The following is a 25,102-nucleotide window of genomic DNA, read 5'->3' as shown; positions in this document are numbered from 1 at the left end:
TTCAGGATCGGGCCAGGGATAGATGGCCGACGCGATAGGCCTGCGTGTGCTCGTCAATCTCGGGAATCTCTCGCCAGAGCCTGAAGCGCACCCGTGTCCAGTTCGTCGGTTCGAAGCCGGAGACCGAGGCGAGCGCGCCGGCTGTCGCAACGTCGGCTGCAGCCCCTGCGCTTTCGGCGCGGCGGATATCGGCGAGCAGCGCGTAAGGCTCCATCCGCAGGATATCGCGTGTGGCGAACCTGGCTGGGGCGATATCGGACGAGATTTCTGCCTGCCAGACGATCCAGGTCCTCACCTGCGGCCAGCCGAAGGCGCTGGTGAGAGCCTCGAACCCGGGGCCACAGAGGAAGTCGCTTGCTCCTTCCGGCTTCTGCCAGAGATAGAAGGGCGCGTAGAGATTGTCGCGGCTGCCGAACTCCCCCTTGCGAGCGCTGAGATAGGCTTTGAAACCGAGATTGGGAAAGCCGTCGAGCAGCGGACCCTTGTCGCGGATGCGGCGATCGATGATCGACATGTCGTAATCGGCGGGCAGGGTGAAGCCGTATTGCATGGCGATCATGACCGTTTCTCCACCGGTTGCAGCCATTCGACGACGCTGCTGTTTTCCGTGGGCTGGACACTGATATAGCTGAAGGGGCTGTCATCGGCGGCGCCATGCCAGTGACGCTCGCCGGGCTCAAACCAGACGGCATCGCCGGCACGCAATGCTTCGATCGGGCCGCCGTCGTTCTGCGCCAACCCATGACCTGAGAGCACATAGAGCAATTGACCCCTGGGATGGGTGTGCCAACGGGTGATGGTGCCGGGATCGAGCGTCGCCCGCATCGCGGTGTTCTCGCCATCGGCGCTGCCTTCGAGCAGCATCTCGACCCAGAAGGGCGCCGTCGCGACGCCCTCTGGCGAGCGGACCGCCTTGCCGGAGCGTCTAACAGTCATGATCTTCGGGTTCGAAACGCTCATTGCCGGCCTCCGACCGCACGCAGCCGCCAGTCGGGGTCGGTCATCTGGGCGATGCCGTCGCCGAAGGACCAGTCTTCCGGGGCGCTGGTGCTGATGACGATCATCACATCCTCGGGCCGAAGGCCCGGCGATTGCGCCAGGAGTTCGGCGAGCCGCCGATAGAGCGCCGCCTTCATCTCGGCCGTGCGAGGCCTGCCGATCGTGATGGAGATATAGACGAAATCGGCGGAGCGCGGGCCGGAGAGGTAGGTGCGGTCGAAGATCAGCTCGTTCTCGTCATGCTGGTGTATAGTCTGGAAACGGTCGTTTTCGGGCACGTCGAAGGTCTCGACCAAGGCGTGCTGGATGCTGTCGGCTAGCGCCGTGAGATAGTCCGGCGACTTGCCTTTGCGAAGAGAAATGCGAACGAAGGGCATCGGGATCTCCATGGTTAGGGCCGTCTGTCGGCCTTGACAGCAGAACCATCGCACGGCACGATGATACTGAAAATAAGAATTTGATGGATTAATGATCCTGAAAAATAGGATTATAAGATGCGGCGGACGACCTTCGATCTCGATGTGCTTCGAACCTTTTCGACCGGCATGGAGCTCGGTAATTTCGCCAAGGCGGCCGAGCGGCTCGGGCGGTCGACCTCGGCAGTGAGCGCGCAGCTGAAGAAGCTGGAGGAACAGGCGGGCACGCCGATCTTCCGCAAGGCCGGGCGCGGGCTGGCGCTGACCGATGCCGGCGAGACGATGCTCGGCTATGCCAGGCGGCTGCTGGAACTCAACGACGAGGCGGCTGCGGCTGTTCACAGCGTCGAGCTGGAGGGCTGGGTGCGGCTCGGCCTGCAGGAGGACTTCGGCGAAAGCCTGTTGCCGGAGGTGCTCGGCCGCTTCGCGCGTGCCCATCCGAAGGTTCGCATCGAAGCGCGGGTGGTGCGCAATGCCGAGCTGCTCGAGCGTGTCACATCAGGCAAGCTTGATCTGGCGCTTGCCTGGAGCGATGGCACGCTGACCGCCCATTGCGAGCGGATCGGCGAGGTGCCGATGCGCTGGATCGGACCTGCCGAGGGGCCGCCGGGCTGGCAGGCCGCAAGTGGTGAGCCGATGCCGCTTGCCTCGCTGGAGGCGCCGTGCCTGTTGCGGAGCGCAGCAACCAGGGCGCTTGATGCGGCGGGCATTTCCTGGCGGCTCGCTTTCGTCAGCCCCAGCCTGGGCGGTCTCTGGGCCGCGACGGCGGCAGGCCTCGGTCTCACCATCCGCACGCCGATCGGTCTGCCGGCGAAGGTGCGGCCGCTGGCGCCCGAGACGGTCGGCCTGCCCGATTTGCCGAAGCTCGGTCTGATCCTGCACCGGGCGGAAGCCGAGCCGCAGCCGGCGGCGGCACGCCTTGCCGAGCTCGTACTGCAGTCGGTGCATGGTGCGTTGCGCGAGGTGCTGGCCTGACATCTCCGCATTGACCCTTCGAGCGCGAGCCTGTAGCTTCGCACCGCTATGAAGACGATCACCCTCAATATCGCGACAATCTTCTTCTTGAGCCTCTAAAGGCTCTGCCTTCGGGCATCAGAAGATGCGGCTACTGACCAGCCTTCGCGGCTGGCTCGTTGCCGTTGTTGTAACCACCCTGCGTCTGGCCAAGGAAAGAGCCGGCAGGTTTGGCGATAGAGAGAGCTTTCATGACATCAGCTGTTTACCCGCCGGCGCTGAGCGCTGCGCAGATCGAGCAATTCATCGAAGACGGCGTCATCAGGATCGACGACGCTTTTCCCCGCGCATTGGCCGAGGAAGCTCGTGCCATCATGTGGCGCGATATTCCCTTCGATGCCGATGATCCAAGCACGTGGACGCAGCCCGTCGTGTGGCTTGCCGGTTATGGCGGCGGACCGTTCGAGAAAGCCGTCAATACGCCGGTATTGCATCTGGCCTTCGACCAGCTCGTCGGCAAGGGACGCTGGCAACCACGCGATGGGCTTGGCAGCTTCCCGGTCCGCTTTCCCCATCCCGATGATCCCGGCGATGCGGGCTGGCATGTCGACCTCAGCTTCCCCGGCGAGGATGGCGATCCGAACGAGCAAAGGGACTTTTCGGCATGGCGGGTAAACATCACCTCGCGCGGGCGGGCGTTGCTGATGCTCTTCCTGTTTTCGGATGTCGGGGAGGAGGATGCGCCGACCCGTATCCGCGTCGGTTCGCACAAGGATATCGCCCGCCTTCTGGCGCCGGCGGGCGAAGCGGGAATGGCGCATCTCTGGTTGGAACATGTCGGCGAAGAGCGACCGCTGGCCTTGGCGACAGGGCCGGCGGGCACGGTCTATCTCTGCCATCCGTTCCTGATCCATGCTGCGCAGATGCATCGCGGCGGGGAGCCGCGTTTCATGGCGCAGCCCGGCCTTGCGCCTTGCGAACCGCTTCGCCTCGAACGGCAGGACGGCGCCTATTCGCCGGTCGAAATCGCAATCCGCGGGGCGCTTCGGGAGCATTAGCAGAGACGGGATGCATCCGGCCGCGCAAACCGGCTGCATGACATCTGCAGTTTCCATCTCCAGGCGGGCGGCTGGCGGTCGCCCGCGCGCTATCTAGCCGAAGCGTTCGAGCGCCATGGCGAAGATATCAGCGTCGACGTTGCCACCTGAGGTGACGGCGACGACCGTGTCGCTTTCCAGCGCCTCGCCATGGAAGAGAGCGGCAGCCAGCGCCACGGCGCCGCCGGGCTCGACGACGATCTTCAGCCGTGTGAAGGCGAGCGCCATGGCGCGCAGCGCTTCCTCGTCGGTGACGACGATGCCGGCGCCGGCGAGACGCTTAAGGATCGGGAAGGTGATGTTGCCGGGCTGCGGCGTGACGATCGCATCGCAGATCGAGCCTGATACCGAGGCGTTGCGTTCGATCCTGCCGGAGGCGAGCGAGCGGGTGGTGTCGTCGAAATCCTTCGGCTCGCAAGGGCGGACGCGGAAGCCGGGGGCACTGGCTTCCAGGGCGAGCGCGATTCCGGAGGTCAATCCGCCGCCGCCGCAGGGAACGAGAACTTCGGCTGATGTCACGCCTTCCTCTTCGGCCTGTTCGGAGATTTCGAGACCGGTCGTGCCCTGGCCGGCAATGACAAGCGGTTCGTCGAAGGGTTTGATCAGCGTCAGGCCGCGCTCGGCCGAAAGTTTCGCGCCGATCTCGTCGCGGTCCTCGTTGACGCGGTCGTAAAGGACGACTTCGGCGCCGAAGGCGCGGGTGTTCGCGATCTTCAGCTTCGGCGCATCGCTCGGCATGATGATGACGGAGGGGACGTTGTGCAGCTTGGCCGCAAGCGCAACACCCTGGGCGTGGTTGCCGGAGGAGAAGGCGATGACGCCCTTCGAGCGCACCGCCGGATCGAGCCCGGAGACCGCCGACCAGCCGCCGCGAAACTTGAACGAACCGGTATGCTGCAGGCATTCCGCCTTCACGAACAGACGCCGGCCGGCGATCTCGTTGAGGAAGGGGGAAGAGAGAAGCGGCGTGCGTCTGATATGACCGCGCAGGCGGGCGCGGGCTGCGACAATCATTTCAATGCTGGCCATGCGGGAATCTTTCTGCTTGCGGGTTCGCTCATGCATAGGGCGCGGCCAGCCAATTGTGAACGGCGACTTTGTCACGGTGACATGAATATGGCGATGCTGCCTTTGCGGCTCTTGGAGCCGCATCGTGCCTGGTCGATCAGGCGATCCGCCGTCGTCAGTAACCGTTCGCCGACCCCTCCGCCGCGCGGCTGTCCATGGCGCCGTTATACCGGGCGCCGCCACCCTTTTCGATGGCGGCAAGGCTTTTGCCGCCGACGAGGATGCCCGCGGCTTGGCCCCATTGTGGCGCGTCATTGCCGCCATCGAAACTGTAGCCCATGGCGGCGAGCGTCTTTTCGGTATCGGGCGAAAGCGCATAGGGTTCGAGATAGATCTTGTCGGGCTGCCATTGATGGTGCACACGCGGAGCATTGACCGCCTGGCTGATATCCATGCCGAAATCGACGACGTTGAGGATCGCTTCCAGCGTGATGGTGATGATGCGCGAGCCGCCGGGGCTGCCGATCACCATGAAGGGTTTGCCGTCCCGGGTCACGATCGTCGGGCTCATCGAGGAGAGCGGCGTCTTCTTCGGGGCGATGGCATTGGCCTCGCCCTGCACCAGTCCGTAGAGGTTCGGCACGCCTGTTTTGGAGGTGAAATCATCCATCTCGTTGTTGAGCAGGACGCCGGTGCCCGGCGCCACGACGGCGGCGCCGAAGGAGCCGTTCAGCGTATAGGTGACGGCAACCGCGTTGCCCTCGTCGTCGATGATCGAATAATGCGTCGTCTCGGTGCTTTCCTTGCCGCCGAGCGGTTTGAGGTTCGCCGAGGTGCCGGCCTTGTACGGATCGATCTTGGCGGCGATTTCCAAGGCATACTTCTTGTCGAGCAGTTTCGTGACCGGGTTTTCGACGAAATCGGGATCACCGAGTGCGGCATTGCGGTCGACATAGGCATAGCGCATCGCCTCGACCATGATGTGTACGGTTTCGGCCGAATTGTAGCCGAGATAGGAGAGCGGATAGCCTTCGAGAACATTGAGGATCTCGCAGATGATCACGCCGCCGGAGGAGGGCGGCGGCGAGGAGATGATGTCGTAGCCGCGGTAATTGCACTCGATCGGCTTCAACTCGCGCACGGCATATTGCTCGAAATCCTCCTTGGCGAGAATGCCGCCCTGGGCTTGGCTCGCCTTGACGATCGCTTCGGCGGGCGCGGCCTTGTAGAAGGCGTCGGGACCTTTTTCGGAGATGCCGGCCAGGACGGCGGCAAGGTCCGGCTGCAGGAGTTTCTCACCCGATGCATAGGGCTTGCCGTCGGGTTTCAGGAAGATCTTCGCTGCCGCATCATCCTTGGCGAGGCGCTTGGCGCTGCCGGCGAAACTTGCAGCGTCACCCTGTTCCAGCGTGAAGCCCTCTTTGGCGAAACGGAGTGCCGGCGCGATCAGATCCTGGCGCGATTTCGTGCCGTATTTTTCGCGTGCGGTCTCCAATCCCATGACGGAGCCGGGCACGCCGACGGCGAGATAACCGTCGAGGCTGGCGCGCGGCACGATATCGCCCTTGGCATCGAGATACATGGTCTTCGTCGCGGCAAGCGGCGCGCGTTCGCGGAAGTCGAGGAAGGTCTTCGTACCGTCTTTCAGGCGGATGGTCATGAAACCGCCGCCGCCAAGATTGCCGGCCGAGGGATAGACGACCGCCAGGGCATAACCGACGGCAACCGCCGCATCGACGGCGTTGCCGCCGCTCTTCAGCACCTCGACGCCGACATCGGTCGCCAGATGCTGGGCGGTGACGACCATGCCGTGCTCGGCTTCGACTGGTGCGGGCGAGGCGGCGAAAGCCGAGGTCAGGCCCAGCGACAATGCTGATATGACGGAGATCGTCCCGATATGCAGGCGGCCCATGATTTCCCTCCTATGGACAATGATGGAAAACATATGGGGCTGCGGCAGTTCGCGGCAATGCAAGGGATCAGCTTTAGGTGAGAAGCTCGGCGAGTTTTCTGTTGGTCTCGTCGTCATCGAGGGGCGTATAGACGATGAGCTTCATCTCCGGCCGGTTCGTCAGTGTCAGGCCGGTATGCTCGAAGGACATGCGGCCATTGACGGGATGGTCGATACGCTTGATGCCGGACAGCGGGCTGATGACCTCGTGGCGCTGCCACCAGTCGCGAAATTCAGGGCTTGCCTCTTTCAGCAGTGCGATCAGCCGTTCAAAATCCGGATCACCGGCATAACGCGCGCTGTCGGCCCGGAACGTCGCCAGCGAGACGCGGGCAACCGATTCCCAATCGACGAGCAGCCGGCGATGCGCGGGGTCGGCGAAGAGACGGTGCATGATGTTGCGTTCGTCGCGGTCGAGCGTGTCATAACCGCCGAAAAGCACGTCGGCGGCACGGTTCCAGGCAAGCACGTCCCATCGACGGCCGAGCACATAAGCCGGCTGGTGGGTCAGATTGGCGAGCATGCGCTGCAGCGGTTCGTCGACGCATTCGGGAGCAGACGACGTTGGTTGTGGCGCCTGGCGATTGTTGAGGGTGAAGAGGTGCCGGCGCTCGGCCTCGTCGAGGCGCAGCGCATCGGCAAGGGCGTTGAGGACCTGCACGGAAGGCCTGATGTCGCGGCCCTGTTCCAGCCATGTGTACCAGGTGGTGCCGACGCCGGCGAGCATGGCGAGTTCCTCGCGCCTCAGACCTGGTGTGCGCCGTCGAAATCCCTCCGGCAGGCCGACCTCGGAGGGCGTCAGCCGCTCGCGGCGGGAACGCAGGAAGGCCGCGAATTCGCGGCGGCGGGCTTCGAATGTGTCGGCTCTATGGTCCATGGCAGTAATCATATCAGTATCGATACCAGGATAAAACTGGAACTGGTTGCCGTTTCCAGGCCACGCATGATGCCGGTGTCGCAGGTGCTTGAAGCGCCTGCAGCCCGATCAATTCAAGGAGCAGCATCATGTCTTTGCAGCATGTGGTCGTCATCGGAGGTTCTTCCGGCATCGGCCTCGCCACGGCGACATTACTTTTGAAACAAGGATATAGGGTCACTATTGCAGGCCGTGACGGCGAAAAACTCGCGGCGGTCAAGGCTTCGCTCGATGGTAATCTGCGCAGCCTGGTGCTCGATGCGACGCAGCTTTCCACGCTCGGGGAGGCTTTTGGCGAGATCGGCGCGTTCGACCATCTGGTGCTGGCGATGGGCAGCGGCCATGGCGCCGGACCTTTTGCATCGCTCGATATGACGGATCTGCTTGCCGGGTTCCAGACCAAGCTCATTCCGCATGCCGCGGTAACCCAGGCGGCGTTGCCGCTGTTGCAGCCGGGCGGCAGCATCACTTTCGTTTCGGCGGTCAGCGCGCAGGCCGCGATGCCCGGTACGGCTGGGCTTGCTGCCGTCAATGCCGGCATCGAGGCGATGGTGCCGGTGCTGGCGGCCGAGTTGAAGCCGTTGCGTGTCAACGGCGTTTCCCCTGGGGTCGTCGATACGCCTTGGTGGAGTTTCCTGCCGCCTGAGCAGCGCGGCAGCGTCTTTGCGGATTTCGCAGGCCGCACGCCGGTCGGCCGTGTCGGCAGGCCGGAGGATATTGCGGAGGCGATCGCCTTCCTGGTCGGAAACACCTTCATGAGCGGCCATATCATCACCTGCGATGGCGGCGTGCGTCTTGGCGCCTGAGGCAGGTAAATTCAAACCGGAGGGGTCATGCGCCGTGCAGGGCGCCTGGCCCCAATGGCGACACGGCTGCGACCTTTCGATCACGTGATGCGGCGGCAAGCCTTTCCTCGGCGCTGCGGGCGATTGCCTGCAGGTCGCGCGGCTTGCCTGATATCTTCTCCATGGCGGCGATGACGACATCGGTTGCGAGGTAGTCCGGCTTATGGCCGACGCCGCGAACGGTGATGAGTTCAGAGCCCGATATGTCGCGGGCAAGGCCGCGCGAATGCAGGTGCTCCCAGACGATCTCGTCGCGGTCGCCTGTTATGATGACGGTCGGCGCGGTGATCTGCGAGTAGAGCGGCGACTGTTCCTTCACATAGGCCAGCAGTCTTTTGAAATCGGCGGCGTTGTTGTGGAAGGCGCGGGGCCGCAGCACCAGTGACGGGCCGGTTTTTTCGATATAGTCGGCCGGGCGCGGATTGGGGCGGAAGACGTTCAGCGTGCCGCGCTCCAGGCGGCTCAGCCCGAGCGGCACGACGATCGCATGGTTGAAGAGCCAGCCGACGACCGGCACGGTTGCGACATGATAATACCAGTCGATGCCGCCCGGCCATGGATGGGTGGCGGGTGCGAGGAACAGAAGGCCCGATGTCTTATCGGGATGGCGCAGGCCGAAGGCGGCGGTGATCGCGCCGCCGAAGGAATGGCCGACAATGATCGCCTTCTCGATGCCGCGCTTTTCCATCAGCCTGGCGATCGCATCGGCCTGGCCGGAGGGAACGGCGTTCTCAGGGCCGCCGCGCTCGGAATAACCGTGACCGGGACGATCGACGAACAGCATTTCCGCCCGGCCTTCGAGTGCTGCGCGAAAGGCGACGACCTGGTCGAGCAGATTGCCGCTGGCGCCATGAATGAAGACAAGCGGCGGCAGATCCGCATTTTCGGGACGCTTTATGTGGACGGCATTCATGCAGTAGCCGCCGACATCCGTCAGTTCGCCGATATTGGGATAGGCGTGTTCGAATTGCCGCGCCTTATAGGATGAGTAACCGATGGCGGCGGCGAGCGGGGCGAGAAGAGCGGAAACTTCTGCAAGCATGATGTTAACAACGAGCGACAGTTGCGGGATGAGCTGCGGGCGAACAAACCGCTACATCATTCCCTCTATATTCTAAAATTGCGCGACGTGATCCGACGTCAAGATGTCAGCCCGGGAATCAGGTGCGGTTGCCCGCGAGTTTTTCGGCAAGCGTGTTGACCTGTTCCTGCGCGGTGCGTTCGGCGGGATAGACATCGAGGAAACGCTCCCAGGCCTTCAAGGTCAGTTGGTCGTTGCCGGAATTGCTAAGAATCGCCGCCATGCCGGAGAGTGCGCCGAAATGGCGCGGCTCGAGATCGAGCACACGTTCGATGTCGGACATCGACTTGCGATAATTGCCCATGACGAAATTCAGCGTGGCGCGGCGGTTCCAGCTTTCGGCATAATCGGGCTTCAGCGCGATCGCCTCGTCGAGGAAGTCGAGGGCAGCCGGATTGCGCTTTTCCTCGATCGCCTTGTCGGCCCACTGCATCAGCAGATTGATGGTGGCGCTGCCGGAATCGTTCCATTCCATGCGGATTTCATTGGCGATGCTGCTGGCCTTGTCGGGGTCGCGCTCACGCTTCAACTGGCTGAAGAGCTGGTCGAGGTGCTGCTTCGGCGAACTGCTGACATCCGTCTGTTCGACGATGACGTCCTTTTCCGCGGCGGTGGCCGGAAAAGTGGCGGAGAGGAGAATGAGGGCGAGCGGCAGCGCCGCTGATGTCAAAGCAAAAAAGCGCATGGCGGACATATTAGCCCGCCAACGCCGAAGATCAAACAAATTTGACGTGATCACTATAGTGACCCACCGGATATATCCGCCGGCGCAAGCTCACGCGGCGCGGCGATCCGGATGCGCGAAATCAGCCCTGACGAGCCTTGTAGCGCGGGTTCAGCTTGTTGATGATGTAGATGCGGCCCTTGCGGCGAACCAGACGGTTGTCACGGTGACGAGCCTTGAGCGACTTGAGCGAATTCTTGATCTTCATTTTTCTGATCCGCGATCTCTATGGGGGAATTCACATTCGCCCGTATCTTTAACAATCAAAAGCGCGCCATCGGGCGCGCTCTTTAGGTGGGGGAGCAGATACCTCTTCACCTTTTCCATGTCAACCGCATGAAGGTGTTTTTCCCAAGGCGTCGCGGTGTTTTCTCAAGCCGAAACCGGTGATTTCGGCGTCAAGGTGGTGACGTGGCCCATCTTGCGGCCGGAGCGCCACTCGGTCTTGCCATAGAGATGAACCAGCGTATCGGGACGCTGCAACCAGTCGGGAACGGCAAGGATATCGTCGCCGATCAGGTTCTGCATGACGCAGTCGGAATGGCGCTCGCCATTGCCGAGCGGCAGGCCGGCGACGGCGCGGATATGCTGCTCGAACTGGCTGACGACGCAGGCGGCTTCCGTCCAGTGACCGGAGTTGTGGACACGCGGCGCCATCTCGTTGGCGATCAGACCACCGTCGCGCAGCACGAAGAATTCGATGCCGATGACGCCGACATAGTTCAAGGCGGCGAGGATCTTTTCGGCCGATCGGCGCGCAATATCCGCCGTCGCTGGCGAGATCGTAGCGGGAACCGTCGAGGTGTGAAGGATGCCGCTGCGGTGGACATTCTCGGCGGGATCGAAGCAGACGACCGTGCCGTCGGTGGCCCGCGCGGCGATGATCGAGACCTCGCGCTCGAAGGCGACGAAACTTTCGAGGATGAGTGGCACGCCGCCGAGCGCGGCATAGGCGCCATCTGCGCTGTCGGCGACGGAGCGGAAAACCATCTGGCCCTTGCCGTCATAACCGAGACGGCGCGTCTTCAGCACGCCCTGACCGCCGAAATCCTTCAGTGCCATCTCGAGATCGGCCTGGCTGTCGACCGCATGGAAGCGGGCGGTCGATATGCCGCAGCCATTGAGAAAGCGCTTTTCGACGAGGCGGTCCTGGGCGGCTTCCAGTGCCTTCGGCGGCGGATAGACGGACACGCTCGCCGAGAGCGTCTCGGCAGCTGCGACGGGCACGTTCTCGAATTCGTAGGTGACGACATCGCAGATATCAGCGAGTTCGGCGAGTGCCGCCGGATCGTCATAGGCGGCGGTAATCTGCCGGTTGGCGAGCTGGGCGGCCGGGCAGTCCGCCTGCGGCTCGAGGATGATCGTGCGAAAATTCAATCTGGCGGCGGCAATGGCCAGCATGCGGCCAAGCTGGCCGCCGCCGATTATGCCGATCGTTCTTGCCGTCATAGGTCGTCCATCGGGTATTCGGCGACGGCGGCACTCTGGCGCTCGCGCCATTCGTCGAGCCGGTCGGCGATTTCTTCGTCGGAAAGGGCAAGGACGGCTGCGGCGAGAAGGGCGGCATTGACCGCGCCGGCCTTGCCGATGGCGAGCGTGCCCACCGGAATGCCGGCCGGCATCTGCACGATGGAAAGAAGGCTGTCCTGGCCGGACATGGTCTTTGACTGGACCGGCACGCCGAAGACCGGCAGCGGCGTCATCGATGCGGCCATACCCGGCAGGTGGGCAGCGCCGCCGGCGCCGGCGATGATGACCTTGAAGCCCTCCGCCCGCGCTCCCTTGGCGAAATTGACCAGCCGGTCGGGTGTGCGGTGCGCCGAAATGATGCGCGCATCGTAAGGGATCTCAAGCGCCTCCAGCGTGTCGGCGGCGTTCTTCATGGTCTCCCAGTCGGACTGGCTGCCCATGATGATGGCGACGGGCGGTCTGTCTGTCATCGTTGCTGCTATTCCCTCTCAGGCGATGATGTCAGGGATGATCTGATCTTCCAGCTTGGAGAGCCTGTCCTTGATGACGAGCTTCTTCTTTTTCATACGCTGGATCCGCAGAGCATCGCATCCGGTCTGGATCATGGCGTTGATCGCGGCGTCGAAATCCTCATGCTCCTGACGCAGACGCGCCACTGTGAGCCTGATTTCCGCCTGTTCCTGATCGGCCATATGCAATCCCCGTTATCGTCCTCGGACCTTGTCCGATCTGCCGATGATTTCCGCAAGCTCCTATCACCAAATACAGGTAACGGCTAGTTAGTCTTGATCATGAAATTGCCATCCAGTCTTCATCTTTTGGCCTTCGACAAGCCTTCAAAAATATGTCACAGTCCCCGCCGTTGACACCTTGATCCCCGACGATGATGGCCGGGGAGGGTAAGAGGAAGGAAGGGTCATATGACTGTTCAAGCTCATCTTGAGTCACTCCAGAAAAAGCATGTTGCTCTCGAGGAGGAGTTGCACACGCTCAGAACATCTCCCTCTATTTCCGATACGGAACTTGCCGAGTGCAAGCGCCGCAAGCTGCGCATCAAGGACGAGATTCAGCGTCTTAAGTCATCCGTCCACTGATCTTCCCAAGGGTCGCCGGACGATCATCTTGCGCAAAGAGGTAAATCCATCCATTCCGCCTAAAATCAGCAAGAACCGGTGATCACACACTCGATTTGCGCCAGTCCGATGCCCGCCGCATCGCGGCTGGCGCTTTTGGTTCGTCAAGCTTCAAAGGGTCTGATGATCCGTGTCGAGTTTCCGGCCGGCATAATTTAACCCTGAAGCGGAACTGCTCGGGATAAAATTATGCAATTCAAAGTGATAAAACGTCCTCAGAGACGCGTGACGTGCATCAGGCCCAGAATTGATCAAGCCATAAATTGAGCGTGTCGAAGCCGCGGTTGTTGACCGCGTAGATGCGCTTCGTGCCTTCGGATGTCACCGAAACAAGATTGCTGTCCAACAGCGCTTTCAGGTGTTGCGAAACGGCGGGGCGGCTGATCGGCAGACCCTCGGCGAGCTCATTGACCGTCCGTGGTGCGCGGCGCAGTTCCTCCAGCAGAAACCGCCGGTTCGGATCGGCAATCGCAGAGAAAGGGTCCGTGTTCGACATGGCGGGAACGCTACGTCAAACCGGGCGCTCCAGCAAGGAAATTGTGCATTGCAGCGTGCGGCAATTCAAAGTGCTGCAGCGTCCCTCGCGCGTCTCAAAAGAAGCGCGGCGCTTCAGGGTTTTACCAACCAAGGCCCTCGCGCACGATCAGGAAGGCAGCGATCAACGCCATCGCATACATGAAGGGATAGAAGATCTGTGGCCTCATGCGGCGCACGCACCATGCGCCGGCAAAGGTGGCGAGCGGGGCGAAGGGCAGGAGCGTCGCGGAGGTCGCAAGGTTCTGGGTGTCGAGTTGGCCGAGCGCGAAATAGGGGATCAGCTTGATGGCGTTGAGGATCGCAAAGAAGCGCACGCTGGTGCCGGTATATTCGCGTGGCTGCAATTTGAGCGGCAGGGCATAGATCTGGAAGGGCGCGCCGCCGGCATGGGCGACGAAGCTGCCGTAGCCGGAAAATGTACCCCAGAGGCTGGCGGCCACCGGCCGCTGGCCGCGCGGCGGGACCACCTTGCCGGCGCCCGGGCCGAAATTATTCCAGAAATAGCGCAGGCAGAAGAGGATGGTCACCGCGCCGATGACAATGCGCAGCATGCTGCCCGGAACGAGTGCCGAGGTCGCCCAGCCGAGCGCGATGCCGAAGACTGCGCCCGGCAGCATGATCTTCAGCGTCGCCCAGTCGCCATGCTTGCGCCAGATGACGAGCGAGATCATGTCCATGAAGACCAGGATCGGCAGCAGGATCGCCGCCGCTTCGACCGGCGAGACGACGAGGGCGAGGAAAGGCAAGCCGATCAGCGACAAAGCGTCGCCCATGCCGCCCTTTGCGAGGCCCACCAGCAGAACCGCGGGCACGGCGGCGTAGTAGAATGACAAATCCTGCGGCATGCTTTCGACGTCCTCCTCTTGCAAGCCTCGTCTAACGGAACTACTCACACAAAACGAGTGCGGATCCCTCATTTCGAAGGGGAATTCGCCGGAAACGGAAAGACCTCATGACCGAACCGGAAAACCGCTGCCGCCTTGTGCTCATCGCACCTGATATTGCCGATGCCGATGAACAGGCAAAGATCGTCGCCGACGCGCTGAAGGGCGGCGACGTCGCTTCGGTGATCGTGCCGCAATACGGGCTCGACGATGGCGCCTTCCAGAAACATGCCGAAAAGCTGGTGCCGCTGATCCAGGATGCCGGAGCGGCTGCGCTGATTTCAGGCGACAGCCGCGTCGCAGGCCGGGCGAAGGCCGATGGCCTGCATCTTTCCGGCAATGCGGAGGCGCTTTCGGAAGCGATCGACAAACACGCGCCGAAGCTGATCATCGGCGGCGGCAACGCGGCTGACCGCCACCACGCGCTGGAGATCGGCGAAGTCAGGCCGGACTATATCTTTTTCGGCAAGCTCGACGGCGACATCAAGCCGGAGGCGCATCCGAAGAATCTTGCGCTCGGCGAATGGTGGGCCTCGATGATCGAGATTCCCTGTATCGTCATGGGCGGCACCGATCCGGCCTCGGCGCTTGCCGTTGCCGAGACCGGCGCGGAGTTCGTGGCGCTGCGGCTGGCGGTCTTCGGCGAGCCCGGCCGGGCGCCGTCGATCGTCGCCGAAATCAACGCGTTGCTTGACGAAAAAGCGCCACGGTTTGAGGATTGAAATCGCCCTCATGCCGATCCCGCCCGTCCCCCTTTTGAAATTTGCCCTTGCCAGCGTGGCGGCCTTGGTTGCTGCCGGGCCGGATGTCGCTTTGGCGCAGGCGCCGGACAGCGTCATCAGCCAGCCGGGCACGGCGCCGGCATCGACCTTCCGCACCGACCGGCCCACTGGCCCGGATGTCAAGCCCTCCGATGGTGTTGGCGTGTTCGACCGTATGGGCGCGAAGCTGCCGGACCTGCCGCCGGAAAAGGATTACAAGGGGCCGATCGACGAGGCTTACGGCGCCTTCCAGCGCGGTTATTACCTGACGGCAATGGACAAGGCGCTGCCGCGCGCCCAGCTCGGCGATCCGGCGGCGCAAACGCTGATCGGCGAAATCCTCTCGCAGGGCCTCGGCGTCAAGAAGGACGTGAAGAATGCCGCCTTCTGGTATGGCAAGGCGGCCGAAGGCGGCGATGCGGCAGCCATGTTCAAATATGCGCTGATCCTGATGGAAGGCCAGGGCGTGCCGCGTGACAAGGTCAAGGCCGACGACTACATGCGCAAGGCGGCCGAGGCCGGCAATCCTTCAGCGGAGTTCAACTGGGCGCAGCTTCTCATCGCCGACAATCCCGGCGAGAAGGGGCTGAAGCTTGCGCTGCCGTTCTACGAGAAATCGGCCGAGCAGGGCATTGCCGATTCGCAATATGCGGTGGCGCAGATCTACGCGACGCTGAAGGACCTGCCGGAGGAAAAGAAGCAGCTCGCCCGCGAGTGGATGGCGCGGGCGGCGCGCGCCGGCTTCGACACCGCCCAGCTCGACCTCGGCATCTGGCTCGTCAATGGCGTCGGCGGGCCGAAGGATTACGTCAAGGGTTTCGAATGGCTGAAACTTGCCGCCAAAGGCGGCAATGTCGTGGCGCAGAACAAGCTCGCCCATCTCTACATCAACGCCATCGGCACGCCGCCCGATCCGATCGAGGCAGCGAAGTGGTACGTGCTGTCTCGGCGTGCCGGGCTTGCCGATCCGTCGCTTGAGGATTTCTATCTCGGTATCGAGGACGATCAGCAGAAGGCGGCGATCGAGGCCGCCAACAAGTTCCGGCGGCGATAGCGGCCCGACGCGACGCGCTTTAAAAAAGCGCGTCGGCGAACAGATCTTCGTCGTTTTCGGCTTTGGCGGTCTCGGTGGGGGCGGGGGCGGGAGCGCTGTCCGCGGCCGCCGGGATGATGGCGCGATGAATGTTGCGCTCCTGGACCATCGTGTAGTGCTTGAAGATCGTGCGGTCGAGCGGCGCGATCGTCTCGGCGAGATCCGAAATATCTTCGATATCGCTGCCGGCGATGCCTTCGAGCAGATCGGCGCAGCGGCCAAGGACTTCGCCGAGATCATGCTGGAAATCGAGCTTGCCGATCAGCAGGCTGATCTTCGTGGCGACCTCGCGGCCGTTCTCGGCAAGCACTTTCAGCTCATTTTCCATCACGTTGGCTGCGGAGCGGATGTTGCCGACGGCTGACGTCAGGCTCTCCCCGAGGTTACCGGCCCCGGCGCCGGCAGCGGGGGCGACGCGTCCGGCTGCGGCTTCGAGCGCCGGCAGGCCGTTGACGATGGCGTCGGCGGAATCGTCGAGCTTGCCGGCGAAGATGCGCAGCTCGGCGGTGACGACGTTGATCGACTTGCCTTCCTCGCCGAGACGGCTACAGCGCAGGTTGGTATTCAAGGCCATATAATGGATGTCGGTCTTGACGGCGCGGATATTTGCGATGGCTTCGGAGAGCTTGGCGGCCGTGCCGATCGTCGACTGGCTCACCTGGTCGGCCTGGCGGCTTGCCGTGTCGACCTGCTTGACGATTTCGTGAGCGGCCGAAACGCTGGATTCGAGCGCGCGCATGAAGTTGCCGCCGGCTTCGCCGCTCTGCCCGCTCATCTGATCGCGAAGCTTGAGGATCTCCCGCATGTCGTGGCCGAAACTCGCGATCGTCTTGACGACATTCTCTGAATCCCGCTGGAAATTGGCGCACATGTCGCGCATCTGCGCTGCGGTTAGATGGTGAATGACGTTCTGAAGGCGCTGGCGGGCGCCGGCGTCGAGCCTTGCGCCATCCTCGCCGGCAAAGAAATCGTCGAGCGACGAAAATGTGGCCTGCACATGCTCGATGCGCTGGCGGGTAATGTCGCCGATCTGCAGGGCAGACAGCGTCGAGCCGACCTTGCTCTGGACATCGCGGGCAATCGCGCCGACCTCGCGGGCGATGACGCCGAGATCCTTGCGGTGTGCGGCGATCTTGGCGGCATCATCGCGCAGGGCTGCGGCGACGGCCGGAACGGTCTCGGCATAACCCTTGGAAACGCTGGCGCCAAAGGAGGCGGCGAGCTTGACCTCCTTGTCGAGGCTATCGAGATGCGTGGCGAAACGGTTGACTTCGTCGGTGCCGGAATAGATGCGTTCGAGGATCTCCTGGGCGAATCCGGCGAATTCGGCAAGGCCGGCACCGGTGATCTTCACGGTCACGGCGAAGGTTCTGAGATAACGCATCGTCTCCTGCATGTCGGAAACGTGCTTGCGCAGTTCCCTGCCGGTATGCGCCAGCGAGACCAACGCCTGCTGACGGTTTTCCTCGGTGACGGGCAACGCCTTCAGGCTCTCCACCGTGGCGCGGAGATCGGCGGTGGTATCGCTGGCTTCCTTGTTGTCGAGCGCCGTGGTCACACTCTCAAGCGAGTTCAACAGGCGGTTGAGGACATCCATCACCGACAGCAGTACGGTGCCGCCTTCGAGAAAACGCTCCTCGACCTGGTTGCGGGCGGATTCCAAGGTCCGGCTGATGTCCCGCCCCGACGAGTAGGCTGCAGCGTTCGGCGATACCAGAGCGTGTGCCAATTTTATACCTTTTCTTAAAATACAGGCAATTCGATTCTATTTTTACGGGCAGGATGGAAACGTCCGGTAAACGCGCCGGACTCGCCAGCGTTGTGATTAACGAAAGATGTCGATGCGACCCAGGGCAAAGTGTCAGGGCCGAGAAATGCAATTTAACACGCTGTTTTTACTTTATTTATTTCTAATTTTTGAGAAAAAAATACAACTTATCTCGGATGAGAATTGGGAGTCTCGGGACTCGTTATACGGCAGTTTCCTACAACCGCTGTTTACCCCGCATTAACGCTGCCATGAGAGTCCTTTTAGGGTCATCAAGTATTTCTCTGGCCCAGGAGGCGGCATTGGATACTCCGAAGCAATATTACGAATCTATAAATTTGCCGGATGTGCTCAGCATTCGCAACGTTTCAGAACTATATTCCAAGATTACTGATGAATTTCATAGTCGTGATTCGATCATCGTCAGCATTCCGGAGGGCGCGGAAGCGGATCTGAGTTTCGTTCAACTCATCGAATCCTCGCGCCGCCAAGCAAAATCCAAAGGAAAGACGTTCAAACTTTCTTCGCCGGCCAGTGGTTCGGTCCTGAAGGTACTTGAGCGCGCCGGTTTCATCGAATCTTTCGATCAAGAAGATGCAAATTTCTGGTTGCATAAAGAGGTAACGTTATGAGTGCAAATATCCTGACCGTCGACGATTCCGCCAGCATTCGTCTGACCACCAAGGTCACGCTGACCAATGCCGGCTATAGCGTCACCGAGGCAGTCAACGGGGCAGAGGGCCTCGCGACGGCCAAGGGCAGCAGCTTCGATCTGATCGTGACCGATCTCAACATGCCTGTCATGGACGGGCTGACGATGATCGAGGAGCTGCGCAAGCTGCCGGCGCAGGCCGGCGTTCCGATCATCTTCCTGACGACGGAATCGGATGCCGATCTCAAGGCGCGTGCCAAGGCCGCCGGCGCCACCGGCTGGCTGACCAAGCCGTTCGACCCCGAAAGTCTGGTGAAAATCGTGAAAAAGGTTCTCGGACGATGAGCACGATCGATCCTGTCGCCGTATTCCGCATGGAGGCCGCCGAATGCCTCGAAGCGATCGAGGCCGGTCTTCTCGACCTGACCCACCAACTCGACAACAGGGATCTCGTCGACGCCGTGTTCCGCGGGCTCCACACGCTCAAGGGCTCCGGCGCGATGTTCGGTTTCGAGGCGCTCGCCGCCTTCACCCATCATTGCGAAACAGCCTTCGACCGCGTCCGCAAGGGTGAGGTCGCAGCGACCAGCGAACTCGTCGCCGCCGTTCTCGCCGCCCAGGACCATATGCGCGCCCTGGTCGACCAGCCGGACGCCGATCACGGCGATACCGGACATAAGCTTCTGGCGCAGCTGCAGGCCGCCGTCGGCGGCAAGGCGGCAGCGGTAGCTGCCCCTGTGGTCGCCGTTCCTCCACCCGTGGCCGTACGCGAGGCATCGGCGAAGAGGAAGAACAGCTGGCGCATTCGCTTCAGCCTGCCCGCCAATTCGATGGCCAACGGCACCAATCCGCTCGGCCTGCTGGACGAGCTGCGCGATCTCGGCGAATGCACCGTGCGCGCCAATAGCTCGGCTATTCCGCCGCTCGACGAGCTCACTCCGACGGAACTCCATATCTCCTGGGACGTGACGCTGGTGAGTGACCAGGACCGTTCGGCGATCGACGACGTCTTCATCTTCGTACTCGATGATATGGAACTCAGCGTCGAGGAAATCGACGCGCCGGCAGCGGCAACGGTCGCGGCCATCGAGGAAAAGACAGCAGCTGCAACTGCCGCCGCGGCGTCGACGGCGCCCGCTCCGCCGGCCGCCGTTCCGGAATTCCGTCCTGTCGAGGCGGTTCCGGCCAAGCGCGAGGCGCCCGTTGCCGTCAGCCAGGCCAAGGCGGCCGAGAACGTCCGCGTTCCGGCCGAACGTCTCGACGAGCTGATGGACCGCGTCGGCGAGCTCGTCATTGCGCAATCGCGCCTCAGCCAGCTCGCCAGCGCCAGCACCGATATCGCGCTGCGCTCCGTCTCTGAAGAAATCGAACGCCTCTCCGGCGAATTGCGCGACACGATGATGGTGCTGCGCATGGTGCCGGTCGCCACCCTCTTCTCTCGCTTCCGCCGCCTCGTCCACGATCTCGCCCGCGAGACCGGCAAGGTGATCGAGCTGGTGACGGAGGGCGAGAGCACCGAAGTCGACAAGACGGTCATCGAGCGCCTGGCCGATCCGCTGGTGCATCTGGTGCGCAACTCGATCGACCACGGCCTCGAAACGCCGGCCGATCGACTTGCCTCCGGCAAGACCGAAGCCGGCACGGTGACGCTTTCGGCCCGCCAGGCCGGTGGCGAGGTGATCATCTCGATCAAGGACGACGGCCGCGGCATCAATCGTGACCGGGTTCGCGCCAAGGCGGAATCTTCCGGCCTCATCCACCCCGGGCAGCCGCTTTCCGACTCCGAGCTGCTGCAACTGATCTTCGCCCCCGGCTTCTCGACAGCCGCGGCGATCACCAATCTGTCCGGCCGCGGGGTCGGCATGGACGTGGTCAAAAAGACGGTCGAAGCGCTTCGCGGCGCAATCGACATCGTCAGTGTGCCCGGACAGGGTTCGGAAGTGTCGCTGCGCATCCCGCTGACGCTTGCCATCATCGATGGCCTGCTGGTGCGGGTCGGTTCCGGCCGCTACGTCATCCCGCTCTCGGCGGTCGAGGAATGCCTCGAACTGTCGCTCGAGGAAGATCTCCGTTCGCGCGGCCGCAGCTTCATCTCACTGCGCGACAGCCTGGTGCCGTTCCTGCGCCTGCGCGATCTCTTCCGCACCGGCACCAAGCCCGACGTGCACCAGAAGGTCGTCGTCATCTCGACCGGCACCGAGCGTGTCGGCCTCGTCGTCGACCAGATCATCGGCGACCACCAGACGGTCATCAAGTCGATGTCGAAACTGCACAATAACGTTGCGACCTTCTCGGGCGCCACCATTCTCGGCGACGGCAGCGTCGCTCTCATTCTCGACGTCGGGCACCTGGTTGCCGCGGGTCAGCAACAGGAGGCGCAATTGCGTGTAGCAGGATGAGTGCAACAGCAGCAGCCGAACGATTTGACAATCACTGGAGTTATGCCGAGGAAGTGGAGGTCCTGACCTTCGATCTCAACGGCGAAACCTTCGCGCTGGAAGCGGTCATCGTCCAGGAAATCCTGGACCTGCTCCCTGAAACAGCGGTACCGGGCAGCCAGCCCTTCGTCGCCAGCGTCATCAACTTTCGCGGCAAGGTCATTCCGCTCGCCGATCTGCGCCTCGCCTTCGGGATGGAAGCGGCAGAAGCGACGATCGACAGCCGCATTATCGTCATCGAGATCGATCTGCAGGGCGAGCAGACGCTCGTCGGCCTCAGAACCGACAAGGTGAACGAAGTGACGACGCTTGCAAAGACCGCGAGCGAGGCACCACCGAGCGTCGGCATGCGCTGGCGCGCCGACTACATCAACTGCCTCGTGAAGAGGGGCGGAGAATTCATCATTCTCCCTAATCTGCAGGCGATTTTCTCATCGAGGCACGATGCGGCGGGAGCCGTTAATTGACGCCGGATGAATTCAACGAGGGGTTTGGACCATGCGACTGACAATCAAGACGAAACTGGTGACCGCGTTCACCTTCATCATTCTGATGCTCATGGGCACCGCCGCTTACGGTGTCCTCAGCCTTGGATCGCTGAACGATACGATCGATAAGCTTCTCTCCGGCCCGGCAGCCCGCCTCGATCTCGCGCAGCAGATCAACATCGCCCAGCTCGAGGCCATCCGCCAGCAGAAGAACCTGCTCACCGCCCGGACCGCGGACGAGTCGGCCGGGGCAATCGCCAAGGGCAACCAGGCCCGCAAGGAATTCGCCGACGCCTTCAGCCATGTGCTGGCGCTGGCAACGGAAGAGGGCAAAGTGCGCTGGGCACGCATCGCCGAGCTGTCCAAGACCTTCAATGCGGCCGACGATCAGATCCGCGAATATGTGAAGGCCGGCAATGCTGAAGGCGCAAATGCCATCTCCGTCTCGACGGCCCGGGCCGCTGCCAACGACATCGACTCGACACTCAGCGAAATCCTGGCACTTGAAAAGCAGCGTATGAAGGCTGCCGATGACGGCGCCGAAGCGCAGTACACGACGACCCGCACGACGATGATGGCGGTCGCCGCCGTCGCGCTGCTGATCGCTGCTCTCACCGCCTTCTGGATCGCCAGCACGATCAGCAAGGGACTCAGCCGCGCCAATACCGTGGTTCGCGAGGTGTCGGAAGGCGATCTGACGAAGATGGCCGATATCACCAGCCATGACGAAATCGGCGAGCTTCTGGGTAATGTCAATACGATGATCGAACGCCTGCGCGGCGTCGTCGCCGACGCATTGTCGGCTGCCGACAACGTCTCTTCCGGCAGCCAGGAACTTTCGGCGAGCTCGGAACAGGTCTCGCAGGGCGCCACCGAACAGGCGGCGTCGGCTGAAGAGGCGTCGGCCTCGATGGAGCAGATGGCCGCCAACATCAAGCAGAACGCCGACAACGCCGCCCAGACGGAAAAGATTGCCCGCCAGTCGGCCAAGGACGCGGAAGCCAGCGGTGAAGCGGTGACGCGTGCCGTCGACGCCATGCGCACGATCGCTCAGAAGATTGGTATCGTCCAGGAGATCGCCCGCCAGACCGATCTCTTGGCTCTCAACGCGGCTGTGGAAGCAGCACGTGCCGGCGAACACGGCAAGGGTTTTGCGGTCGTCGCCTCCGAGGTTCGCAAACTCGCCGAACGCAGCCAGTCGGCCGCCGCCGAAATCAGCTCGATGTCGAGCGATACGGTCAAGGCCGCCGCCGATGCCGGCGACATGCTTGGCCGGCTGGTGCCCGACATCCGCAAGACGGCAGAGTTGGTCTCCGAGATCAGTGCAGCCTGCCGCGAACAGGATATCGGCGCTTCGCAGATCAATGAGGCGATCCAGCAACTCGACAAGGTGACGCAGCAGAATGCCGGCGCCTCCGAGCAGATGTCGGCGACCTCCGAGGAGCTCGCCTCCCAGGCGGAAGAACTGCAGGCCTCGATCGCCTTCTTCAAGGTCGATACGGCGGGTAGTGCGCGGCCCGGCGCCCAGAAGGCACAGCCAAAAGCTTCGGCCAAGGTGGCCAAAGCCCCGGCCGCTGTCCGCAAATCCGCCCCGCAAGGCCATGGACAGGGTCGCGGCCAGACGGTTTCGGCTCAGCAGCAGCGTCTCAATGGCTTTGCTCTCGACATGTCGATGGGTGGTCCAGACGCCAGCGACGACGACTTTAGGGAGAGCGCATAAGCGCTCCTGCCCTCAATGTGATCCCTCGGGCTGCTCCGGCGGCCCGAGGAGGGAATATCCCCCAACGCATGTAGGCGTTGGCGCTGCGATGGAGATGTCCGGCTGCCGGGAAGTGAATGTAATCGCTTTTCCCCGTTTCAACACATCACTTCCAAGCTCGACGTCCCGCCAAGGGGACATGTCTCTCTCCATTCGTTTTGACCGCAAATCGGGGGTATCACATGCGTTTCACCATTAAACTCAAACTGGGTCTTGCCTTCGGCATCATGACGCTGCTGCTGATCGGCATCGCGGTTTATGGAAGCCTCAGCCTCGGCACTTTGAACGAGGCGAGCAGCAATATGATCGACGGCCCGATGCGCCGCCTGGAACTGGCGCTGAATGCCAATGTCGCCGAAGTCAACGCCATCCGCGCTCAGAAGAACGCGCTGCTTTCCACGGATCCCGACGCGGCCGCCGCTTTCTACAAGGAAGCCGATCAGAACCTGCAGGCCATGTTCGATGCTGTTGACGCCGGTTTTGCCATCGCCACCGCTGAAGGCAAGCCTCATTGGGAAAAGCTGCGGACGGTCGGTGGGAAATTCCGTGAAAAATCCACTGAGTTGCAGCAACTTGACGCGAAGGGCGACAAATCAGGCGCACTGGCGCTTTCACTCGGCGACCTTCGAGCGATGACCAATGACATGGGCGATGCAATCGCCGCCCTTACGGAGATCCAGCGCAAGGGCATGCAGGCAACCAACCACTCGAACACCGATCTTTATAATTCGACCAAGCTGATCCTCGCTGCTGCTTCCGGCATCGCCGTGCTCGTCGCACTCGCCGCCGCATTGTGGATCACGCTCGGAATCAACAACGGCTTGCGGAAGATCACGACCGTCGCAAACGCCGTCGCAATCGGTGATCTCAACCAGAGGGTCGACGTCAAGACCAATGACGAGATCAAGGATCTCATCAACACGGTCAATACCATGACCGCCAATCTGCGCGCCACGGCAGCCCTTGCCGACCAGATCGCCATGGGCGACCTCAGCACCGACGCCATGCCGCTTTCGGACAAGGATACGCTCGGCATCGCGATGCAGAGCATGATCTCCAACCTACGAACCACCGCCGGCATCGCCGATCAGATCGCAAACGGCGACCTGACGGTCTCTCCGAAGCCGCTCTCCGACAAGGATGCGCTGGGCCTCGCCCTGGAGCAGATGGTCGAGCGCCTGCGCGGCGTCGTCGCCGACGCAATCTCCGCGGCCGAGAATGTCTCGTCCGGCAGCCAGGAGCTTTCGGCAAGCTCCGAGCAGGTCTCGCAGGGTGCCACCGAACAGGCGGCTTCCGCCGAAGAGGCTTCCGCTTCGATGGAAGAGATGGCCTCCAACATCAAGCAGAACGCCGACAACGCCGCCCAGACGGAAAAGATCGCCCGTCAGTCGGCCAAGGATGCGGAAGCCAGTGGTGAAGCCGTCTCCCGTGCCGTCGACGCCATGCGCACGATCGCTCAGAAGATCGGCATCGTCCAGGAAATCGCCCGGCAGACCGATCTGCTGGCTTTGAACGCCGCAGTCGAAGCGGCGCGCGCCGGTGAACACGGCAAGGGATTTGCGGTCGTCGCCTCCGAGGTTCGCAAACTCGCCGAACGCAGCCAGTCGGCGGCCGCCGAAATCAGCGCCATGTCGAGCGATACCGTGACAGCCGCCCAGGAAGCCGGCGAAATGCTCGGCCGGCTGGTGCCCGATATCCGCAAGACGGCCGAGTTGGTCTCCGAGATCAGCGCCGCCTGCCGCGAACAGGATATCGGGGCGGCCCAGATCAATGAAGCGATCCAACAGCTCGACAAGGTGACGCAGCAGAATGCTGGCGCTTCCGAGCAGATGTCGGCGACCTCCGAGGAGCTCGCCTCCCAGGCCGAAGAGCTGCAGACGTCGATCGCTTTCTTCAAGGTCGATACGGCCGGCAGTCGCCGTGACCGCGCCCCGGCGGCAAAACTCGCCGCCCGCAGCCGGGTTCAGGCGGCACCACGCAAACCGGGCGGCAAGACGCCGGCCAATACGGTCGCCGGCCAGCAGGCCCGCGTGAAAGGATTTGCCCTCGACATGTCGATGGGCGGTCCCGACATGGCCGATGACGAGTTTAGGGAGAGCGCATAGCGCTCCCTTGGAGAAAGCGCATA

27 protein-coding genes are annotated in these 25,102 nt (G+C 62.4%); 12 read left to right on the top strand and 15 right to left on the bottom strand.

Annotation, left to right across the window (positions count from 1 at the left end; genetic code table 11):
• Window position 1: 1 nt before the first annotated feature.
• From NE851_RS29495 to NE851_RS29485, 3 genes are read right to left on the bottom strand one after another with little or no spacing between them, the layout of a single operon-like run.
• Complete coding sequence (locus NE851_RS29495) at window positions 2–559, bottom strand: DUF4865 family protein (RefSeq protein WP_028757195.1); 558 nt, start codon at window positions 557–559, stop codon at window positions 2–4.
• A complete protein-coding gene (locus NE851_RS29490) occupies window positions 556–960 on the bottom strand; it encodes a cupin domain-containing protein (RefSeq protein ID WP_254959537.1) in 405 nt (134 codons plus the stop codon). The genes NE851_RS29495 and NE851_RS29490 overlap by 4 nt, the downstream gene beginning before the upstream one ends.
• The gene (locus NE851_RS29485) at window positions 957–1,376 is read right to left on the bottom strand and encodes a tautomerase family protein (RefSeq protein ID WP_254959536.1); all 420 of its coding nucleotides are present in this window, start codon (window positions 1,374–1,376) and stop codon (window positions 957–959) included. Before NE851_RS29485 ends, NE851_RS29490 begins: the two co-directional genes overlap by 4 nt.
• A 117-nt stretch (window positions 1,377–1,493) precedes the next feature.
• On the opposite strand from NE851_RS29485, the gene NE851_RS29480 reads away from it, so the two are divergent.
• Window positions 1,494–2,390, top strand: a complete 897-nt coding sequence (locus NE851_RS29480) for a LysR substrate-binding domain-containing protein (protein ID WP_047616427.1) — start codon at window positions 1,494–1,496, stop codon at window positions 2,388–2,390.
• A gap of 230 nt (window positions 2,391–2,620) precedes the next feature.
• Window positions 2,621–3,427 carry a phytanoyl-CoA dioxygenase family protein gene (locus tag NE851_RS29475; RefSeq protein ID WP_254959535.1) on the top strand — a complete coding sequence of 269 codons (807 nt, stop codon included), beginning with the start codon at window positions 2,621–2,623 and terminating at the stop codon, window positions 3,425–3,427.
• 93 nt (window positions 3,428–3,520) lie between these two features.
• Here the strand turns inward: NE851_RS29475 and NE851_RS29470 are convergent, their stop codons facing one another.
• The 3 genes from NE851_RS29470 to NE851_RS29460 all read right to left on the bottom strand — a co-directional run bounded on the left by NE851_RS29470 (window position 3,521) and on the right by NE851_RS29460 (window position 7,314).
• Complete coding sequence (locus NE851_RS29470; RefSeq protein ID WP_047616430.1) at window positions 3,521–4,495, bottom strand: threonine ammonia-lyase; 975 nt, start codon at window positions 4,493–4,495, stop codon at window positions 3,521–3,523.
• Window positions 4,496–4,649: 154 nt separating this feature from the next.
• The gene (gene ggt / locus NE851_RS29465) at window positions 4,650–6,386 is read right to left on the bottom strand and encodes a gamma-glutamyltransferase (RefSeq protein ID WP_028755985.1); all 1,737 of its coding nucleotides are present in this window, start codon (window positions 6,384–6,386) and stop codon (window positions 4,650–4,652) included.
• Window positions 6,387–6,459: 73 nt separating this feature from the next.
• Window positions 6,460–7,314, bottom strand: a complete 855-nt coding sequence (locus tag NE851_RS29460) for a helix-turn-helix transcriptional regulator (protein WP_254959534.1) — start codon at window positions 7,312–7,314, stop codon at window positions 6,460–6,462.
• 116 nt (window positions 7,315–7,430) lie between these two features.
• Here NE851_RS29460 and NE851_RS29455 point away from each other — a divergent pair, with 116 nt between their 5' ends.
• Window positions 7,431–8,147 (top strand): SDR family oxidoreductase, encoded by a 717-nt coding sequence (locus NE851_RS29455; protein ID WP_254959532.1) that lies wholly within the window; start codon window positions 7,431–7,433, stop codon window positions 8,145–8,147.
• A gap of 25 nt (window positions 8,148–8,172) precedes the next feature.
• Here NE851_RS29455 and NE851_RS29450 read toward each other — a convergent pair whose 3' ends face one another.
• The 6 genes from NE851_RS29450 to NE851_RS29425 all read right to left on the bottom strand — a co-directional run bounded on the left by NE851_RS29450 (window position 8,173) and on the right by NE851_RS29425 (window position 12,153).
• Complete coding sequence (locus tag NE851_RS29450; RefSeq protein ID WP_028757203.1) at window positions 8,173–9,228, bottom strand: alpha/beta fold hydrolase; 1,056 nt, start codon at window positions 9,226–9,228, stop codon at window positions 8,173–8,175.
• Between the two features lie 118 nt (window positions 9,229–9,346).
• Window positions 9,347–9,961: a tetratricopeptide repeat protein gene (locus tag NE851_RS29445; RefSeq protein WP_028755487.1), complete on the bottom strand. Its 615-nt coding sequence runs from the start codon at window positions 9,959–9,961 to the stop codon at window positions 9,347–9,349.
• A 112-nt stretch (window positions 9,962–10,073) separates the two neighbouring features.
• The gene (ykgO, locus tag NE851_RS29440; protein ID WP_003582204.1) at window positions 10,074–10,199 is read right to left on the bottom strand and encodes a type B 50S ribosomal protein L36; all 126 of its coding nucleotides are present in this window, start codon (window positions 10,197–10,199) and stop codon (window positions 10,074–10,076) included.
• 164 nt (window positions 10,200–10,363) lie between these two features.
• A complete protein-coding gene (locus tag NE851_RS29435; protein WP_029867995.1) occupies window positions 10,364–11,440 on the bottom strand; it encodes a 5-(carboxyamino)imidazole ribonucleotide synthase in 1,077 nt (358 codons plus the stop codon).
• Window positions 11,437–11,931: a 5-(carboxyamino)imidazole ribonucleotide mutase gene (purE, locus tag NE851_RS29430; protein WP_028755489.1), complete on the bottom strand. Its 495-nt coding sequence runs from the start codon at window positions 11,929–11,931 to the stop codon at window positions 11,437–11,439. Before purE ends, NE851_RS29435 begins: the two co-directional genes overlap by 4 nt.
• Window positions 11,932–11,949: 18 nt before the next feature.
• The gene (locus NE851_RS29425) at window positions 11,950–12,153 is read right to left on the bottom strand and encodes a YdcH family protein (RefSeq protein ID WP_017968168.1); all 204 of its coding nucleotides are present in this window, start codon (window positions 12,151–12,153) and stop codon (window positions 11,950–11,952) included.
• 228 nt (window positions 12,154–12,381) lie between these two features.
• Here NE851_RS29425 and NE851_RS29420 point away from each other — a divergent pair, with 228 nt between their 5' ends.
• Window positions 12,382–12,555 (top strand): YdcH family protein, encoded by a 174-nt coding sequence (locus NE851_RS29420; protein WP_047616443.1) that lies wholly within the window; start codon window positions 12,382–12,384, stop codon window positions 12,553–12,555.
• 274 nt (window positions 12,556–12,829) lie between these two features.
• Here the strand turns inward: NE851_RS29420 and NE851_RS29415 are convergent, their stop codons facing one another.
• Together NE851_RS29415 and NE851_RS29410 are read right to left on the bottom strand one after the other, a co-directional pair.
• The gene (locus NE851_RS29415; protein ID WP_017962043.1) at window positions 12,830–13,090 is read right to left on the bottom strand and encodes an ArsR/SmtB family transcription factor; all 261 of its coding nucleotides are present in this window, start codon (window positions 13,088–13,090) and stop codon (window positions 12,830–12,832) included.
• Window positions 13,091–13,211: 121 nt separating this feature from the next.
• A complete protein-coding gene (locus NE851_RS29410; protein ID WP_132575528.1) occupies window positions 13,212–13,976 on the bottom strand; it encodes a sulfite exporter TauE/SafE family protein in 765 nt (254 codons plus the stop codon).
• A gap of 107 nt (window positions 13,977–14,083) precedes the next feature.
• Here NE851_RS29410 and NE851_RS29405 point away from each other — a divergent pair, with 107 nt between their 5' ends.
• Together NE851_RS29405 and NE851_RS29400 are read left to right on the top strand one after the other, a co-directional pair.
• Window positions 14,084–14,737: a thiamine phosphate synthase gene (locus tag NE851_RS29405; protein ID WP_028755491.1), complete on the top strand. Its 654-nt coding sequence runs from the start codon at window positions 14,084–14,086 to the stop codon at window positions 14,735–14,737.
• A 10-nt stretch (window positions 14,738–14,747) separates the two neighbouring features.
• Entirely contained in the window at window positions 14,748–15,830 is a 1,083-nt protein-coding gene (locus NE851_RS29400) for a tetratricopeptide repeat protein (protein WP_132575530.1), read from the top strand.
• 19 nt (window positions 15,831–15,849) lie between these two features.
• Here the strand turns inward: NE851_RS29400 and NE851_RS29395 are convergent, their stop codons facing one another.
• Window positions 15,850–17,598, bottom strand: coding sequence for a methyl-accepting chemotaxis protein (locus NE851_RS29395; RefSeq protein ID WP_132575532.1), 1,749 nt, complete (start codon window positions 17,596–17,598; stop codon window positions 15,850–15,852).
• A 341-nt stretch (window positions 17,599–17,939) separates the two neighbouring features.
• Here NE851_RS29395 and NE851_RS29390 point away from each other — a divergent pair, with 341 nt between their 5' ends.
• The 6 genes from NE851_RS29390 (at window position 17,940) to NE851_RS29365 (ending at window position 25,079) form a co-directional block, all read left to right on the top strand.
• Window positions 17,940–18,269 (top strand): STAS domain-containing protein, encoded by a 330-nt coding sequence (locus tag NE851_RS29390; RefSeq protein ID WP_132575534.1) that lies wholly within the window; start codon window positions 17,940–17,942, stop codon window positions 18,267–18,269.
• Window positions 18,266–18,634 carry a response regulator gene (locus NE851_RS29385; RefSeq protein ID WP_003552634.1) on the top strand — a complete coding sequence of 123 codons (369 nt, stop codon included), beginning with the start codon at window positions 18,266–18,268 and terminating at the stop codon, window positions 18,632–18,634. Before NE851_RS29390 ends, NE851_RS29385 begins: the two co-directional genes overlap by 4 nt.
• Window positions 18,631–20,688, top strand: a complete 2,058-nt coding sequence (locus tag NE851_RS29380; RefSeq protein ID WP_254959531.1) for a chemotaxis protein CheA — start codon at window positions 18,631–18,633, stop codon at window positions 20,686–20,688. The genes NE851_RS29385 and NE851_RS29380 overlap by 4 nt, the downstream gene beginning before the upstream one ends.
• Entirely contained in the window at window positions 20,685–21,194 is a 510-nt protein-coding gene (locus tag NE851_RS29375) for a chemotaxis protein CheW (protein WP_028755497.1), read from the top strand. Before NE851_RS29380 ends, NE851_RS29375 begins: the two co-directional genes overlap by 4 nt.
• 31 nt (window positions 21,195–21,225) lie before the next feature.
• Window positions 21,226–22,935: a methyl-accepting chemotaxis protein gene (locus NE851_RS29370; protein WP_254959530.1), complete on the top strand. Its 1,710-nt coding sequence runs from the start codon at window positions 21,226–21,228 to the stop codon at window positions 22,933–22,935.
• 221 nt (window positions 22,936–23,156) lie between these two features.
• Window positions 23,157–25,079, top strand: a complete 1,923-nt coding sequence (locus tag NE851_RS29365) for a HAMP domain-containing methyl-accepting chemotaxis protein (protein ID WP_254959529.1) — start codon at window positions 23,157–23,159, stop codon at window positions 25,077–25,079.
• Window positions 25,080–25,102 lie beyond the last annotated feature (23 nt).

Source organism: Rhizobium anhuiense bv. trifolii, assembly GCF_024346605.1.
Taxonomy (GTDB): Bacteria; Pseudomonadota; Alphaproteobacteria; order Rhizobiales; family Rhizobiaceae; genus Rhizobium; species Rhizobium anhuiense.
This window is presented reverse-complemented; position numbering and strand designations above follow the sequence as displayed.

Bases quoted from the DNA above. Each gene is read 5' to 3' on its own strand.
- NE851_RS29495 (WP_028757195.1), bottom strand. From the start codon at position 559: ATGATCGCCATGCAATACGGCTTCACCCTGCCCGCCGATTACGACATG.
- NE851_RS29490 (WP_254959537.1), bottom strand. From the start codon at position 960: ATGAGCGTTTCGAACCCGAAGATCATGACTGTTAGACGCTCCGGCAAG.
- NE851_RS29485 (WP_254959536.1), bottom strand. From the start codon at position 1,376: ATGCCCTTCGTTCGCATTTCTCTTCGCAAAGGCAAGTCGCCGGACTAT.
- NE851_RS29480 (WP_047616427.1), top strand. From the start codon at position 1,494: ATGCGGCGGACGACCTTCGATCTCGATGTGCTTCGAACCTTTTCGACC.
- NE851_RS29475 (WP_254959535.1), top strand. From the start codon at position 2,621: ATGACATCAGCTGTTTACCCGCCGGCGCTGAGCGCTGCGCAGATCGAG.
- NE851_RS29470 (WP_047616430.1), bottom strand. From the start codon at position 4,495: ATGGCCAGCATTGAAATGATTGTCGCAGCCCGCGCCCGCCTGCGCGGT.
- ggt (WP_028755985.1), bottom strand. From the start codon at position 6,386: ATGGGCCGCCTGCATATCGGGACGATCTCCGTCATATCAGCATTGTCG.
- NE851_RS29460 (WP_254959534.1), bottom strand. From the start codon at position 7,314: ATGATTACTGCCATGGACCATAGAGCCGACACATTCGAAGCCCGCCGC.
- NE851_RS29455 (WP_254959532.1), top strand. From the start codon at position 7,431: ATGTCTTTGCAGCATGTGGTCGTCATCGGAGGTTCTTCCGGCATCGGC.
- NE851_RS29450 (WP_028757203.1), bottom strand. From the start codon at position 9,228: ATGCTTGCAGAAGTTTCCGCTCTTCTCGCCCCGCTCGCCGCCGCCATC.
- NE851_RS29445 (WP_028755487.1), bottom strand. From the start codon at position 9,961: ATGTCCGCCATGCGCTTTTTTGCTTTGACATCAGCGGCGCTGCCGCTC.
- ykgO (WP_003582204.1), bottom strand. From the start codon at position 10,199: ATGAAGATCAAGAATTCGCTCAAGTCGCTCAAGGCTCGTCACCGTGAC.
- NE851_RS29435 (WP_029867995.1), bottom strand. From the start codon at position 11,440: ATGACGGCAAGAACGATCGGCATAATCGGCGGCGGCCAGCTTGGCCGC.
- purE (WP_028755489.1), bottom strand. From the start codon at position 11,931: ATGACAGACAGACCGCCCGTCGCCATCATCATGGGCAGCCAGTCCGAC.
- NE851_RS29425 (WP_017968168.1), bottom strand. From the start codon at position 12,153: ATGGCCGATCAGGAACAGGCGGAAATCAGGCTCACAGTGGCGCGTCTG.
- NE851_RS29420 (WP_047616443.1), top strand. From the start codon at position 12,382: ATGACTGTTCAAGCTCATCTTGAGTCACTCCAGAAAAAGCATGTTGCT.
- NE851_RS29415 (WP_017962043.1), bottom strand. From the start codon at position 13,090: ATGTCGAACACGGACCCTTTCTCTGCGATTGCCGATCCGAACCGGCGG.
- NE851_RS29410 (WP_132575528.1), bottom strand. From the start codon at position 13,976: ATGCCGCAGGATTTGTCATTCTACTACGCCGCCGTGCCCGCGGTTCTG.
- NE851_RS29405 (WP_028755491.1), top strand. From the start codon at position 14,084: ATGACCGAACCGGAAAACCGCTGCCGCCTTGTGCTCATCGCACCTGAT.
- NE851_RS29400 (WP_132575530.1), top strand. From the start codon at position 14,748: ATGCCGATCCCGCCCGTCCCCCTTTTGAAATTTGCCCTTGCCAGCGTG.
- NE851_RS29385 (WP_003552634.1), top strand. From the start codon at position 18,266: ATGAGTGCAAATATCCTGACCGTCGACGATTCCGCCAGCATTCGTCTG.
- NE851_RS29380 (WP_254959531.1), top strand. From the start codon at position 18,631: ATGAGCACGATCGATCCTGTCGCCGTATTCCGCATGGAGGCCGCCGAA.
- NE851_RS29375 (WP_028755497.1), top strand. From the start codon at position 20,685: ATGAGTGCAACAGCAGCAGCCGAACGATTTGACAATCACTGGAGTTAT.
- NE851_RS29370 (WP_254959530.1), top strand. From the start codon at position 21,226: ATGCGACTGACAATCAAGACGAAACTGGTGACCGCGTTCACCTTCATC.
- NE851_RS29365 (WP_254959529.1), top strand. From the start codon at position 23,157: ATGCGTTTCACCATTAAACTCAAACTGGGTCTTGCCTTCGGCATCATG.